This window comes from Oribacterium sp. P6A1 (genome assembly GCF_000702885.1).
In the GTDB taxonomy this organism is placed as follows: Bacteria; Bacillota; Clostridia; order Lachnospirales; family Lachnospiraceae; genus Oribacterium.
The window spans coordinates 207,660-222,522 of sequence record NZ_JNKO01000003.1; the positions used below are offsets into that span (position 1 = coordinate 207,660).

Annotated in this window: 13 protein-coding genes; 2 read left to right on the top strand and 11 right to left on the bottom strand. The window is 40.4% G+C overall.

Annotation, left to right across the window (positions count from 1 at the left end; genetic code table 11):
* Positions 1-56: 56 nt before the first annotated feature.
* The 4 genes from T515_RS03445 to T515_RS03460 form a co-directional block, all read right to left on the bottom strand.
* A complete protein-coding gene (locus T515_RS03445) occupies positions 57-1,559 on the bottom strand; it encodes a tripartite tricarboxylate transporter permease (RefSeq protein ID WP_036607559.1) in 1,503 nt (500 codons plus the stop codon).
* Positions 1,560-1,573: 14 nt separating this feature from the next.
* Positions 1,574-2,038: a tripartite tricarboxylate transporter TctB family protein gene (locus tag T515_RS03450; RefSeq protein WP_197026388.1), complete on the bottom strand. Its 465-nt coding sequence runs from the start codon at positions 2,036-2,038 to the stop codon at positions 1,574-1,576.
* Positions 2,039-2,177: 139 nt separating this feature from the next.
* Positions 2,178-3,359 (bottom strand): tripartite tricarboxylate transporter substrate binding protein, encoded by a 1,182-nt coding sequence (locus tag T515_RS03455; RefSeq protein WP_036607563.1) that lies wholly within the window; start codon positions 3,357-3,359, stop codon positions 2,178-2,180.
* Positions 3,360-3,589: 230 nt separating this feature from the next.
* Entirely contained in the window at positions 3,590-4,726 is a 1,137-nt protein-coding gene (locus T515_RS03460; protein WP_036607565.1) for an enolase C-terminal domain-like protein, read from the bottom strand.
* A 344-nt stretch (positions 4,727-5,070) separates the two neighbouring features.
* On the opposite strand from T515_RS03460, the gene T515_RS17550 reads away from it, so the two are divergent.
* The gene (locus tag T515_RS17550) at positions 5,071-6,183 is read left to right on the top strand and encodes a sigma 54-interacting transcriptional regulator (RefSeq protein WP_051671393.1); all 1,113 of its coding nucleotides are present in this window, start codon (positions 5,071-5,073) and stop codon (positions 6,181-6,183) included.
* Between the two features lie 432 nt (positions 6,184-6,615).
* Complete coding sequence (locus T515_RS03470) at positions 6,616-7,428, top strand: PD-(D/E)XK nuclease family transposase (RefSeq protein WP_051671394.1); 813 nt, start codon at positions 6,616-6,618, stop codon at positions 7,426-7,428.
* Positions 7,429-7,659: 231 nt separating this feature from the next.
* Here T515_RS03470 and T515_RS03475 read toward each other — a convergent pair whose 3' ends face one another.
* The 7 genes from T515_RS03475 to T515_RS16375 form a co-directional block, all read right to left on the bottom strand.
* Entirely contained in the window at positions 7,660-8,400 is a 741-nt protein-coding gene (locus T515_RS03475; RefSeq protein ID WP_036607567.1) for a hypothetical protein, read from the bottom strand.
* A 25-nt stretch (positions 8,401-8,425) separates the two neighbouring features.
* Positions 8,426-9,322, bottom strand: a complete 897-nt coding sequence (locus tag T515_RS16360) for a hypothetical protein (protein ID WP_051671395.1) — start codon at positions 9,320-9,322, stop codon at positions 8,426-8,428.
* A gap of 158 nt (positions 9,323-9,480) precedes the next feature.
* Positions 9,481-9,813 (bottom strand): hypothetical protein, encoded by a 333-nt coding sequence (locus T515_RS03485; protein ID WP_036607569.1) that lies wholly within the window; start codon positions 9,811-9,813, stop codon positions 9,481-9,483.
* 66 nt (positions 9,814-9,879) lie between these two features.
* A complete protein-coding gene (locus tag T515_RS16365) occupies positions 9,880-10,467 on the bottom strand; it encodes a hypothetical protein (RefSeq protein WP_051671396.1) in 588 nt (195 codons plus the stop codon).
* Positions 10,468-10,681: 214 nt separating this feature from the next.
* Positions 10,682-11,284 (bottom strand): hypothetical protein, encoded by a 603-nt coding sequence (locus tag T515_RS16370; RefSeq protein ID WP_051671397.1) that lies wholly within the window; start codon positions 11,282-11,284, stop codon positions 10,682-10,684.
* 133 nt (positions 11,285-11,417) lie between these two features.
* Positions 11,418-12,131, bottom strand: a complete 714-nt coding sequence (locus T515_RS03500; RefSeq protein WP_036607571.1) for a hypothetical protein — start codon at positions 12,129-12,131, stop codon at positions 11,418-11,420.
* 235 nt (positions 12,132-12,366) lie between these two features.
* Positions 12,367-14,544 carry a transglutaminase domain-containing protein gene (locus T515_RS16375; RefSeq protein ID WP_155988248.1) on the bottom strand — a complete coding sequence of 726 codons (2,178 nt, stop codon included), beginning with the start codon at positions 14,542-14,544 and terminating at the stop codon, positions 12,367-12,369.
* Positions 14,545-14,863: the final 319 nt, after the last annotated feature.

The following is a 14,863-nucleotide window of genomic DNA, read 5'->3' on the forward strand; positions in this document are numbered from 1 at the left end:
CCGACTCCGCAAAGTCAGGCTTTAAGTGTATTTTAGGGGTATTTAGGAGTGCATTTTCAGAGTGCCGCTTCAATCCTTGCTGCTCTCTTCTTTCTTGCTTCTGCTATATATGGCCATGCCACGGAGAAAATGGCAAGCAGGAGGAAAATGAGTGATACAGGTCTTGTGAAGAACGGTGCATAGCTTCCGTGTGCAAAGCTTACGCCCTTTCTGAAATAGGATTCCAGATCATCGGAAAGTATGAAGGCAAGTACCAGAGGACTCAGGGAAATGCCTTCGATATTCAGGAATATGGCAAGTACCGACCATGCCAGCATCACAAAGATATTGAATTCCGTGTTGGAAACACCGAAGGAACCGATGAAGCATATGGTCAGTATGACGCTGTAGAGGAAGTGGTAGGGTACCTTAAGTATCATGGGAAGCCAGCGCTTGAAAACTGCCTCTATGATGAAGGTTACTATAGCGCTTATGAGTACACATGCAAATATCAGATAGCAGAGATCCGGCTGGTTTGTCATGAAAAGAGGTCCTGCCTGAAGTCCGTGTATGGTGAGTCCTGCAATGAGCATTGCGGTAATGCCGTCTCCCGGAATTCCCAGTGCCATCATGGGGATCATGGCACCGCCGAGGGAAGCATTGTTGGCAGTCTCAGAGGCCCAGACGCCTTCAGGTGTACCCTTTCCGAACTCCTCCGGGTGCTTGCTTGCCTGCTGAGCCTGACCATAGGCCACCATGTTCGATATTCCGGAGCCCATGCCGGGAAGGAATCCGATCCAGAGACCTATCAGGAATGAACGGATGATGGTAGGGAAATTTTTCACGAAATCCTTCACACCTATTCCGAATCCGTGAAGATCTGACTTCTGTACTTCCGGAAGTTTTCCCTGACCCTTTGCATAGTCCAGAATGATACGGCAAATGGCAAACATACCAAGCATCTGACATACTGTTGAAAGACCTGAATCGAGGTAATGGTTACCGAAGGTATATCTTGCAACACCGGTTATGGGATCAAGTCCCACACAGCCGAGGAAAAGTCCTATACCTGCAGCCATTATGCCCTTCCAGATATTTCCCTTGGAAAGTGCTGCCACCAGTGTGATGGCACAAAAGCAAAGGGAGAAATATTCCCACGGACCGAGAAGAAGGGCCAGATCTGCGATAACAGGTGCGACTACTGTGGCGATAAGAACAGAACCTACAGTGGCAAGGAAGGATGCGGTCATACCTACAGCGAGGGCTTTGGAGGCTTCTCCTTTGAGTGTCATGGGATAGCCGTCAAAGCAGGTTGCTATTGAGGAGCTTGAACCCGGGATACCGATGAGAACCGCAGAGATAAAGGTTCCCGATACGCCGCCTATCCACATCGCCAAAAGCACTATAAAAGAAGTCTGAGTAGACAGACCAAAGGTCACCGGAAGCAGCAATGAGATTCCGAGGGTCGCTGACAGCCCGGGGATGGCTCCGAAGATTATTCCCACCACGGAAACTCCGGCTATCAGGAGGAGATTCAGTGGCTGAAGACACAGCATGAGTCCGTTTAAATAGTATTCCATTTTATCAGTCCTCCTTATCTAAGCAGTATTCCCGCAGGCAATTTAATTCTGAAACCAAGAACGAACATGGCATACAGACAAAGGGTTACCATGATGCTGATAAGCGCATTCTGCCACCACTTAACTTTCTCTGTACCCTTAAGGGTATTCACAAATGCAAACATGGCGAAGGGAGTAGTTGGTAAAAATCCGAATAAGGTAAGGAGGATTCCGTACAGGAGAACCTCGGAAAAGCCAATGATGACTTTTTTTATACCACCCTCCGGAAAATAGGGTTTCTCCTCGTCCCTGTTTTTAAGTCCCCGTATCAAAAGCATTACGGAACTTATAAGTATCAGGAATAGTCCCACATAGGGCATCATTCTCGGCCCCGGTTCTATAAGATTCGGGCGCTGTGTCATATTTTGTGTCTCAATTAAAAACAGTAATACTGCGATAATTCCGGCAATACCTGCCTTGGTGTCTCTTTTAAGTTTCATAACATCCTCTGATTGAATATCCATATAGATTTGGTTCTGTCCGGTCAGAGAAAAAAAGTATATCTGATCGGACAGAACAGATCTGTATGTTCCGATATAAAACATTGAACAGTAGTTTATACAGTAGTGGTTTTATATTTCAGTCATTTACCTTCATGTTGAGGTACTCTGCTATTTCAACTACAGAATCATATTCAGCATCACGAATCTTCACTGAATCTTCAACATTGTGCCACTCAGGAATATGACCTACTGCCACAAGACCCTCATGACAGTCAGCATTCTGCTGAAGTACTGACATAGCTGTATTTATCTCCTGTACCTTTGCGGCATCCATACCGGCCGGTCCGTAAACATAATGCTTAACATTCCAGAAAAGATCCTCAAAGCCCTGCTCCTGCATGGTCTTGTAGTTGTCACCGAGAGGTGTCTCTGATGGATAGTCTTCGATCTTAAGACCGTCTCCTGCTATGGTTGCAAGAACCTTGAGCTTTCCTGCAGCCTCATACTCCTGGGCATTTCCGAGACCTACAAATCCGAGGTCAATGAATCCGCCCGCAAGATTTGTGAGACGGTCTGATTCTGATGAAGCCTCTACTGAGTTGAACACTGCACCGGTAGACTTCTGGATCTTACCGAACTGGAATGTGTTGTTTCCTGATGAAGGCATACCTGCATTGAGCTTTCCGGGATTGGCCTTTGCATATTCAATCATCTCTGAAAATGTATCATACGGGGCATTTGCCGGAGCGCAGAGAGCTGAGAAACCGTTGTCATCCATGGCTGCTATAAGAGTGAGATCCTCCTTGGGATTTACTTCGGAGTTTCCGGTTACCCACTGAACATTGAGGGCAGCTGTGGCGAGGGTGATGGTGGAACCGTCAGGGGAAGCATTGGCAACCGTCTGATGACCTACGGTGTTGGAATCGTAATTGGTAACTGTGTTTGTGATGCCCAGGTCCTTTGTCATGGCTTCAGAGAGGTAACGGATTGCAAGGTCTGATCCGCCGCCTGCTTTTCCGGGAACTACCCATGTTATGGTTCCTGAAGGGAATCCCCAGTTGTCGGCTTTAGCCCCTTCGATATCGGCTTCTGATGCGGACTCAAGAGTTAATGCTTCTCCTGCCGGAGCACTGTCTTCGCTCTTTGCACTGCCATCGGTACTGCTTTCTTCTGACTTGGTTTCTTCTTTCGCAGCTTCTGTCTTTGCCTCAGTGGCAGACTTTGCTTCTGTTGTTGAATTTGGTGTTGTGCTGCTTCCGCAGGCTGTGAATGACAGCATCATAGATGATGCGAGCAGCATGGCTATTGTTTTCTTCATCGTTTTTCTCCTTTATAGAAGGCGCTTTCGCCTTGATTTTGATTTACAGACCGGAATGTGATAATTCTCTCATTGAATCAGCTTTTGTAGTTTTTACAATGCTTACACCGGATACTTCCTCAGATGTAGTAGAGTCATATTCATTCAGGTATATACTTTTTATTTAAGCCGGTTACATATCCTTCATACTGATATGGATGATATCTGAGCCTGATGTCTGAGTTTGATATCTATGCCTGATATATGGTTTTTGATTCAAGATATCCAAGAGTTTCCAGCTTCGCGAGATCCATTCTCACGGGGATACCCGGGATATCTGTTCTGACGAAGCATTTACCGTCATGTATTTCAGGAACGTTCAGCATCAGCTCATGTACAGGTTCTGATATGGGAGCGTGGAACTCTATTCTCTCGTTTTCATCATATAGGCAGCCGAAGTAAGCATTGTAGGCTGTGCGTCCACCTGATTGGAATTCCCTGCCCTGTTTCCTGCACAGATCCCTAATCTTCAAAAGATCATCTATACGGGTCATTCGTCCAAGAGAAGGTTGGAGTATATCCACTCCCTTTTCCAGATAAATTTCATACATATAGGAAATCCTCATGGATTCTCCGGCGGAAAGCTTCTGCTTCACACCCATTTCCTTCATCTCTTTAAGACCGTTAAAATCAGAGGAGTGTATCGGTTCCTCAAACCATTCAAGGTCATAGGGCTCAGCCATCTTTGCGAATTTCACTGCATCCGCTACAGACCAGCGCTGATTGGCGTCTACAGCAAGACCTATCCCGGGACCTATGGCTTTACGGACCTTTTCTATACGTCTGAGATCCCTTTCCATGTTTTGACCCTTATCACTTCCCACCTTGAATTTCACTGTGGTGAAGCCTTCTGAAACGTAACGGCACATCTCTTCCACCAGCTCTTCGTCCGATAAAAGAATGGAACCGCCGCCTTTGTAGGCTGAAGCCCAGTCCTTTTCGGCTCCGAGAAAGCGGTGAATGGGTTTGTTTTCTCTTTGTGCAAGAATATCAAGCATCATAAGATCAACTGTTCCCACATTGACAGCCTGGCCGGATTGAAATCCGGAATTTCTTATCTTCCAGTAAAGATCATTTCTCCATTCGTTATAGCTTTTGCATTCTCCGTTCAAAAGCTTTGGGAGCATTTCATTTACAAATGAACGTGAGACTGTGTAATGTGCGGTCATCCCCTCCTGATCGGACAGCTCCAGATAACCCTGTTCGGGTATGAACTGTCCGAATCCGCCTGTGCCATCCTGAAAGGGTTTCGGTAATGGTATCGGACGGAAATTATAGAAGACAGCTTTTGTGAATTTGATCTTATCTTCGTAATCAAATGTAACCATAGGTCCTCCTGAATGAATCATTATCACTCCATGGGCAGATCCGAGTCGGATTAATCCGAACTTCTATCTTACCCACCGGATAAGCTTGAAAGATTTCTTTCGAACTTTCATTTAGCAGAAGTATAGCGGAGGGGATTTGGACGTTCTACAAAATAATGCCTAAAACAGAGGACAAATAATGTGCAACATCAACAAGTATTTCATAATAAAATATATTTCATCTTGCAAAAATCCCTCAATCATTTCAAAATGAAATGGTCGCATAAGGAATATTGCACATGAGAAATGTAAGCATTTTTCATTACTGTTTGCTCCGCCAAGGGAACGGCGGAATGGAGATCATTATGGAATATAAGACAAGTGAGATGGTGCTGCTGCATGGCGACCCTGCAGTGGCGACCTTTGATATGATGGAAGAACTTTTTGTGGATCTGAGACCGGAGATTCAGAAGGCAAGGATGTATGCGAAATCCGACAGCCCTGTGCTCATTGAAGCCAGTGCCGGCCCTGAGCTTGAGATGCTGGCACAGGCCATTCATAACGGAAGTGACAGAAAAGGTAAACCCTATGCAGTCATTTCTCTTTCGGGTACCACAAACGAGGAACAGAAGCATGTACTGTTCGGTGATCCTAAACGTGGACTTCAGGGAGCGATACTCGATTGTAATCACGGAACACTGATGATCCAGGGCATTGACAAGCTCACCCTCCCCATGCAGTCACAGCTTGCAAGAGTTCTAAGGACGAAACGTGTCATGAATCAGGTCAATGTTTCCCAATACAGATATGTGGATGTCCGTTTTATCTGCACTACATCCAAAAATCTTACAGAGCTGAGAAATCAGTTTCTTTTCAGGTCGGACCTTCTTTTTACACTGAGGGCTTTGCGTGTCAGAATTCCCAAGCTGAAATCAAGGCCTTCCGATATAAGGAACATGCTGGAATTTTATTTTAACGATTATGACAGAAAGTACGGGTCGAAACATACTCTTACGGAAAATGCGTGGAATACAATATTGAACTATCCATGGGACAGCAACATTCTTCAGCTCTCTGCATTCTGTGAGAGGATGCTTCTTACAGCCCCGAAGCAGGTGATACATACAGCCTATGTTAAAGAGCTGTTTTCAGAATTATATGAAAAGGATTCCGGCATCTACGATCGTACAGATGCTGATTCAGAGGATAATGTCAACTACATTGAAGCCTTTGGAAATCCTGCAGCTTCCGGCTCCGGCAATCAGGATTTATCATCAACGTCTCACAAGGGTGACAGCAAGGGCGAACCGATTCAGCCATCTCTCCTTCCTAATATTCCTGAAAGCAATGATATATACAGGGATCTTATTGTTGCATGTCTAAGACAGAATAACGGAAATAAAAAAGCCACGGCAAAGCAGCTTGGTATCAGCACCACTACCCTCTGGAGAAAGCTGCAGTATTATCATTTGAACTGATAAAAATGCCGTGACAAATGTAAGATTATAGATACTTAAAGAGATTTTTATGAATTGACCATATTAACGGGCTTTCCTTCCATGAAAGCCCGGATATTCTCAACTGTCATATCCAAAATACGCTGGCGGGCGGCCTGGGCTGCCCAGCTAATGTGTGCTTTGTAAGGGATAAGACGGTATCATCTGATGAATGGTTTAACAGCCGTCTCGGGAACCGGGTCTTTGGAATAGTTCTGCTTGTATCTAGTCGTAAAATAGACAATATGCAAGTGGTCATATCTCTGATATCATTCTTGTACAAAGAAACAACAGCCAATCAGATTCTTAAAAGTTCTTAAAGTTCTAACATTTCTACTATCGTATGATATATTCGTAATGAAGAGTTCTGTCTGATGGCTGAGAATCCATTATTCAGAAAGGGTGTATATAAATATGCCGGAATTAACAATTGAAGAGAAAAAAGCCATAGTACAGAATCTTCGTCCAATAGATGATGTCTTCTTTGAGGTATTAGCCAGGAATCCTGAAGTGATGCAGGAAATACTCAGGACCATCATGGAGGATAAGGAACTTATCGTTCTGGATGTCATAGTTCAGAGTGATGAGAGAAATATATATGGGAGATCTGTAAGACTTGATGCATTGTGCATCCTTCAGGATAAAACCAGAGTTAATGTGGAAGTCCAAAGATCCGATAATGATGATCATTTCAGGCGAGTCCGATTTAATGAAGCAAGTATAACGGTGAAGGATTCCCAACCTGGGTCGGAATTTAAAGATATACCGGATGTACAGATGGTATATATATCGGAGTTTGATGTTGTAGGAGAAGGTCTTACCATATATCATGTGAATAAAGTGATTGCGGAAACCGGTCAGATAATTGATGACGGAACTAAGCAGATTTATGTCAATACTGCTGTGGATGATGGAACGGATATAGCAGAGCTTATGTCCTGTTTCACCAAGAGGGAGTTTGTTAATCCAAAATTTCCAAAATTAAGTGCAGAGGTTAAATCTCTAAAATCAATAGAAGGAGGTCTGGGAACTATGAGCAAGGTTATGGAATACATTGAGAATATCGGCAGGCAACAAGGTATAGCACGAGGAAGAATTCTTACTTTTTGCGAATTGGTTCATGATGGATGTTTGAGTATCGCAGATGCAGCCAGACGAGCCGGTGAATCTGAAGAAGAATTTGCCAAAGAGCTGGAAGAATATATCAAAAACAAGAAATCAGAATAAAGATTTAGCATATATTAAAGAAATAGAATTCGATTCAATCAAAAAAGTGGCGCCACAATGGTGCCACTTTTTGAAACTGAGAATATTATTTTACACACCATACTCTCCAAGGAGAGACTGAAGATAAATTCTATCCATAGGCTCAGGACTCCACACTGTATTCAGAAGACAAACCGGAAGTTAAAAAGCTTATCTCATGCCACGAGAATCTTTCTCCTCAGAGAAAATGACTTATCCTGCACCATATATCATGCAGTCAGTAATGTAACCATCATCGTCTACAGAATAGACTTCTAACCAATTAGAATACATATCGTTTTTCTTTAAATAGTCCGAAATAGAAATAACCTCTTCGTTATCATACAATCTCACTTTGCAATTCTTGGCAAACTTAGCAGTAGTCTTTATAGAACAGTTAAAACACTGCAAACAAGCAAAAGTACCACCATGGAAGACAGACAGAGATATCTCGGCTGAATAACAATCATTTGATTTTTTTATCGGACAATCATTTAAGTAATCATTAAATTCAGCGTCCTTTATTTCCTTGAAATCATAGTGATCTACATCTAAGGAATAAACATAACTTCCGTTAGAATCAAGTTTGACAGAATAGCTTGTAGGAAATCTATAGTCACAAAAAGTTAAATTATCTATCGTCGAATCCTCAACAAAAGTACAGCCTATGGCGGCTCCGTTGTCATCAATATTTACAAGCATATAATCATTTCCACTCCCCACTTGTATGACAGTTGATCGTGCCATAACTCCGTTGGTATCAAAGTGATACAGCTCTGCTTTTGTGTCATGGTTCTCATCCAACCAGAGCCATGTATTCTTGGCATAGTTTCCATCATCGGTCATGTAAAACCAATTTCCGCCATTTTCCACCCACTGTCCTGCGAGAGCTGTAGATGACATAATGCTAATTGCTCCGATTGTGGCGAATAATATTTTTATATATCTTTTCATGTTTCATTCTCCATTTTACAAAGAATCAATTCCATAATTCATACAAATATTCATAAAGTAATACTATCAATTCTTTTAATTCATTAACATCAGTAGTTTCTGTGGATATTCCATCTCCTGAAAGGTACTTTTTTATATTGGATTGTGTCAGTTCGACCATATCATCTCTGCCAGTGGCTACATTGCTATAGGCTTCAATTTTCATATTGTCATCAATATCTTTTATGCTTTGATAACCGAATAGCGACTCAGTCTTAATCCAATCACCGTTCACTTTGGAAAATACATGAAAATCCAACCCCATATGAGAATAAAAGGTAAAGAATTGGTTATTAGGCAAGATATAAAGGGGATCATAGAACTTCTCAACCTTTTTCACGCTCTGAGATACTTCATTGTAGTAGAGAAGAAAGCCGTTCATATTTGCATTACCATTACCGGGGGTATATAAATTAAGCTCATAAATACCATCCCTGTCTACATCTATCACTCCAAAGTAAAATTCTCTATTTGTCCCGGCGTATGGCACGAGGTCCGGATCTTTGTATAACATATGTTTATACTCTTCCAGAACTTTACGATTAATTTCAGAATTGTCTTTAACCTGAGCTGATTCTTTATCATCAACTGTTTTTGTTTGAACAACGTCATCCTTAACCCATGCGCCAGATGAATTAACATAGTACCCATCAGGTGTTGTGGTGCATCTAAGGTTATATCCATCTTCATCAAAGTAGTAACATTCTGCAATGCCGTCATTGTTTTCATCAATCCATTGCCATGATGCCGTCGGGTATGTTCCATCGCCATTGTTATACCAACGACCGTATGAGTCTGTAACCCACTCTCCGGCAAAAGTAGTTACTGCAAGAATACTCATTGCCATTACGGTGGAAAATAATATTTTTATAGTTTTCTTCATGATGATTTACCTCTAGTGTTCAGACACGAGCCCGCATCTGCCTCATCAAATTAGTTTGAAAGTCTGTTTCAAACTTCCATTCACAACTGTATAAATAGTTTTAATGTTTTACCGGGACAGTTGTACTCGCCCGGTAAATTTGCATCTTCCTGAAAAAATCAGGCTGCTTTTATGGCTTCAAGCAATATAGAATAAGCATTGTTGATCTTTTTAGAATATTCATCATCGGATAAAGCGTTATCAGGATGAAAAGCTTTAATAAGAATATTTCTTTGACGCTTCAGTTTTTCCTCGGTGATTTCATTCAGACTATCGAACATAAAAAGAGCCAATGCCTTATTAAGATCAGTACTGCTATTGGTGTCAGATTGAGTATTCTCATTTTGTGATTGATTTGATTCCTCTTGCTCGTACCGACCTTTCCTGATAAGATAGCAGGTTCCAAAATTAAGAATCAGAGAAGCAAAATCATTGCTATAGCTGTATTCCACAGTCGGACTGATAAATCCTCTTTTTCTTATAGGATAAGGTTCTTATTTTATATGGTATATATACAATCAGCATTTAAAGTAATAAATTGTTGTATCAGCACTGCTTAAAGAAATGGTGTTCATATCTATGATTTCTAGGCTCAATTCACCTTTATCCATTAGATAATAACCTTTGTCGTTTTTGATTAATGTGTAGTTTTCATTAGTATCAGTCATAATGATTGTACGGTCATTAATCTTCTGTAAATGTATAAATAATAATGAAGTGTCTGTAGTATAATTATAATGTTTATAGACATGGTCATAGTCGGATTTAAATGAATAGTATCCGGATATGGTATCTGTATTCTCTACCTGAACATTCTTTGTCTGAAGAATTCCGTTATATACCCAGGCGCCATCAGAGTTTACATAGTATCCATCAGGAGTTGTGGTGCTCCTGAGACAATCCCCGTACTCATCAAAGTAATAACACTCGGCAATACCGTCATTGTTTCCATCTATCCATGACCAAGTATTCTCAAGATATGAACCATTTCCTTCGTCATACTGCCAATTGCGTCCAATTTGAACCCACTGCCCTGCAAGCGCTGTCGATGACATAATGCTCATTACACCGATTGCGGCGCATAATGATTTTAAATATTTTTTCATGGCTACTTCCTTCGTTTCCACTTTCTATGTTTTTAATAAAATAGGTTATCTGAAATTATTTTAATAATATGTAAAGCAATGATATTCTTGTTCTCTACTATTATGTCCTAATTCTAAATCCATTTAAGAGTAGTACTTGTTGAAACAATACCCTTAGTATTCTTAATTGGATGTTCTGACAACTTTATTTAAGTGAGGAGTTTCATCAAAAGAGTTAATCGTATTTCGTATAGTAGTAAGTGTCTAAGCCAGCTGTTACAACGACGGTGCCATCAGGTTCAATTTCAATGAACAAACCATCACCACCAGGGGTGTCATAGCTGTTTTCACCACATCTAAAAAGCTTTTCAGTCATATTATAGATAGTCACAGTAAGATTTGATTCATCATTTTTATGTAAGTAAGCATACATGACACCTTCATCAGGGATGAATGAACCACCCTTACCTGACAAGCCGTATGCATATGTGCACACATATTTTCCGGATATTGTATCTATAGTATCTGTATCTACATGAACGGAAATAACTTCTTTTGAATCCCATGACACTCTTGCGCCATTTTCGTTTATAGTGTAGCCACAATGTGGAATATCATCATTTGTGACAAGAAATCCATCTTCGTCAAAATAATAGCATTCAGCCATACCATCATTATCTCCATCTATCCACTTCCATGTTGACGTTGGGTATGTTCCGTCGCCGTTGTTGTACCTCCAGCATTTTCCTTCTTTAATCCATTGACCGGCAAAGGCTGTTGTTGAAAGCATGCTTGCTGTAATCATTACAGTAAATAAATATTTAATAGGTTTTACCATGATCCTTCTCCTGTATGATTTATAATATTTCTGGCTAATATAATCATTTGAAATTACGGTTTATATTTTTTTTAGATAGCAGATGTTATAATTTCGATATTATTCAAATTATAATCATCAAAGGTTATGGAATTTAATAATTATATGTAAGCAGATTCCATGGCTCTAAAATACCGGTTTCTTTTCCATCTCCTGACAGGTAGGTGTCTATATTTTCCAGAGTCATATCTACAAAATACAGATAAGCTAAATTATTAAAGCTTGTTTGTGCTGCTTGAAGTATCTCTGCTTCGGTTGAATTGTAATGAATGATATCAAACTCGTTAAGTGTTTTTCCATCAAACTTATAAAGAGTTTTAGTATCCTTTCCTCTTTTTCGTTCAGTCACGATACGTCCATCATATGGATTTACAGCCACAAACATTTCGGTATTACAATCTTCCCATCCTCCCGGATTAAAGATTTCTAAACCCGTATCAGAATAGCTCATCAATGCAGTTATATAATTAATACCGTCATGACATCCAACGAATACTTCAGGTATTCCATCCTGATTCATATCGATCACGGCAAAGTTATCAGCTTTTTTTCTTAAAGAATTCCACGTATTGTTTAATAAAACCTTCCTGTATTCAGCAATGGCTGAAGAATTTGTGGCTGAAGTCATTGTTATTCCTCCGGTAGTATTTGAATTATTGATAAAATCCACTCCGGAAGCTACAACCTGTGATTTAGGTTTATTTTTATCGGCTTTATAATTATTTTTTGATTTTGTTTTAGCTAAAGAAGCTGAGCAGAATATTAATGTCAGAATCAATGTCATTGATAGAAGTTTCTTTATTTTCATACTATCTCCATTTCACTATCAGTCCGGGAAAAACCCCATGGTATGTTTCGAAATCGATAAATAACTATTTAATATAGGAGGATTTCCGAATGGCTTTGGCTTTACATAGTCTCTCCGGAAATCCTGTTTTTTTGTATATTTAAGTTCTTATGATAAAGAGGATTTATGGCTTTCTGCGAATTAAATTAATCACCTTTACTTCGAAGAATAGATACTTACGATATTTTCTGCATGTTTAGCCATTTGAATTATTTGACTCATTGTCAGAGTTTTCGTTTGATGAGTTATCATTCGATGTTACATCATCATTGTTTGCAGTATCATCATTACTGTTTGAAGATTCATGATTGGAATTTTCTGATTCTTCGCCTGAAGTATTCTCTATATCAGTCGTTTCATTAGCATCTTCCTGATTTGCTTCGTCATCAGAATCATTGGAAGTTCCTTCTCCTTCTGATTCTTCGATAGATGAAGTATCATCTGTTTCAGCATTGTCTGACTCAGCATCATCCGAAGTAGTGTCATTGCCATCATCAGTATCGATACTGTTCTCTGCCTCTACAACTTCTTCGTTGTTTGTGTCATTTTCAGAAACTTCCTCATGCTGCTCTACAACTTCTTCGGTCTCTTCAGGTACAGCTTCGGAGATTTCTTTTATCTGCCAGAAGGAACGATGGGTATATTCGATACACTCAAGCTCCCAACTATCATAATTGAATACATCTTGCTCATCTAATACATATTCTGCACCATATGGTATTACTACCTCATACCCTTCATCATGGATTATTTTCACTATTTCATGAGCTTTTTTCATGGCCTCATCGTAGGTTGTCCTATCCCAAAGGATTGCCAATCTTTTGTCAGTGCCAACATAGCTGAGAAGTTTTTTAACGATTCTGTCAGCAGCTGTTTGATCATCAGTGCCGGTATAGCAAAGAGTATCATTTGCTTCATTTGTGCAACTGGTATATGTACAATACAGTTTATTTAGGTATGATATCATATCCGGATAATTTGAAATATCAGGCTTTCCGTCTGCAGTCTGTATCTCGTCTCCTCGGATCATATTTGGCCCATCATAGGCAAATCGTGTTTCAGGAGTACCATAACACACCTCAATAGGAGCTGACGAGATGTAACCATATTCATCAAGGTCTGATTCACTCATAAGCACACAATTATTAGATAGTTCAGAATAATCTCCCCAATTAAATGCGTTAGTTGGGTCCACTATAAGCCATTCTCCTTCCACACGTACAAGATTGTATACATGTAATGAATTGTCAAAGGCATTGATGTCACTGTAAACATAACGGGCATCTAAACCTACAGCTGTGGCCATCTGAAGGAATGCGTCAGCATATCCCATGCACTGAGCCTTGCCCTTGCAGAGAGCTTCATAGGCTGTTTTGAATTTTGTTGATGAACCATCATCATCGCAATCATAAGATACATTCTTTGTGAGATAAGCTACAATTAGTTCTACCTTGAGAAAATCGCTTTCACTTCCCTTGATGTACTTATCGACAAAATTCTTGATCTTTTTATCAACGGCAGACTGTTCTTTGTCTGATACCAGATCACTCATAGAAGAACCGTAACGATAATCAGCTATTGTGTAATAACATGAATTACTAGGTTCCTCTGTAGCGATGACGGGACGCATTCCGTCCATTTTTTGTTCTGATGTATCACCGCCGTTACTTTGGCTCGTGTTTGTTGAATTATTGTTTGAGCTTGAATGACTGGATGATCTTGATGAACCACCGCCAGATGATGAGCCTCCGCCACCGCCTGAGGAGCCACCCGATGAACCACCTCTTCCGAGGACTGCGTTTCCTGTAGACTTGAGCCCGAATGACTTTGTGTTCGGAGTCTCAACGGTTACTATATTTCCGTTCTCATCGAGCATCTTTCCATCGTTATTTACGCTTTTTCCATCAGGTGTCAGTGTTGTTTCAAGCATCTGTCCTGCGGCATCAAAGTAGTAGTACTCAGAGATACCATCATGGTTTCCGTCCAAAAGTCTCCATCCGTTTGTAACGAATGTTCCATCGGCGTTCTGATAATACCATTTTGTCTCACCCTTTTCATTTGGCCATGATGCCCATGCGCCTGCCTTGTATTGGATTGTACCTTCCTTGGTCCAGGCTCCGGATTCGTTAACAGTGAACTCATCAGGTGTCATGCAGCTCGCGAGCATTCTGCCCTCAGTATCAAAGTAATAACACTTGGAGATGCCGTCGTTATTGGAATCTATCCATCTCCAACCCTTTGTTAGAACACCGGAATCATCTGTATAGTTCCAGATGTTGTTCACAAGCGACCAGCTTGCGGCATTAGCAGGTGTTGACATCGATAAGCACACTACGGTTGCAAAGCTAATTCCCTTAATTAATTGTTTTTTCATACTAATCCTTTTTCTCTTTAAACTAGATCTGTATACTTTTAACTCGCACAACGATTCATCTGAAACGTATCCTTCGTAAAAAAGATGTATCCCGGGAGAAGTAGATGTAAGAAGCATAGGTAGTAAAACAAAATCATCATACTAAACTAGAATTTAAATATAAGAAAACTGATGAAACATTCCCCTTTACAGTGTTAAAAATCACATAATCTGCGCAAAAAAGCGAAAGTAGTTTAATATATATATATATATATTACAACGATTAATTTAAGGGGATTTTTAAGAGCTGGACGTAATACGTTATGTACATTTGTTGAAA

What these genes read in the sequence shown, in the direction of transcription:
- T515_RS03450 (WP_197026388.1), bottom strand. Translation starts at nt 2,038, where the DNA reads ATGAAACTTAAAAGAGACACCAAGGCAGGTATTGCCGGAATTATCGCA.
- T515_RS03475 (WP_036607567.1), bottom strand. Translation starts at nt 8,400, where the DNA reads ATGAAAAGATATATAAAAATATTATTCGCCACAATCGGAGCAATTAGC.
- T515_RS03500 (WP_036607571.1), bottom strand. Translation starts at nt 12,131, where the DNA reads ATGAAAATAAAGAAACTTCTATCAATGACATTGATTCTGACATTAATA.
- T515_RS03445 (WP_036607559.1), bottom strand. Translation starts at nt 1,559, where the DNA reads ATGGAATACTATTTAAACGGACTCATGCTGTGTCTTCAGCCACTGAAT.
- T515_RS03455 (WP_036607563.1), bottom strand. Translation starts at nt 3,359, where the DNA reads ATGAAGAAAACAATAGCCATGCTGCTCGCATCATCTATGATGCTGTCA.
- T515_RS16370 (WP_051671397.1), bottom strand. Translation starts at nt 11,284, where the DNA reads ATGGTAAAACCTATTAAATATTTATTTACTGTAATGATTACAGCAAGC.
- T515_RS17550 (WP_051671393.1), top strand. Translation starts at nt 5,071, where the DNA reads ATGGAATATAAGACAAGTGAGATGGTGCTGCTGCATGGCGACCCTGCA.
- T515_RS16375 (WP_155988248.1), bottom strand. Translation starts at nt 14,544, where the DNA reads ATGAAAAAACAATTAATTAAGGGAATTAGCTTTGCAACCGTAGTGTGC.
- T515_RS16365 (WP_051671396.1), bottom strand. Translation starts at nt 10,467, where the DNA reads ATGAAAAAATATTTAAAATCATTATGCGCCGCAATCGGTGTAATGAGC.
- T515_RS03470 (WP_051671394.1), top strand. Translation starts at nt 6,616, where the DNA reads ATGCCGGAATTAACAATTGAAGAGAAAAAAGCCATAGTACAGAATCTT.
- T515_RS03460 (WP_036607565.1), bottom strand. Translation starts at nt 4,726, where the DNA reads ATGGTTACATTTGATTACGAAGATAAGATCAAATTCACAAAAGCTGTC.
- T515_RS16360 (WP_051671395.1), bottom strand. Translation starts at nt 9,322, where the DNA reads ATGAAGAAAACTATAAAAATATTATTTTCCACCGTAATGGCAATGAGT.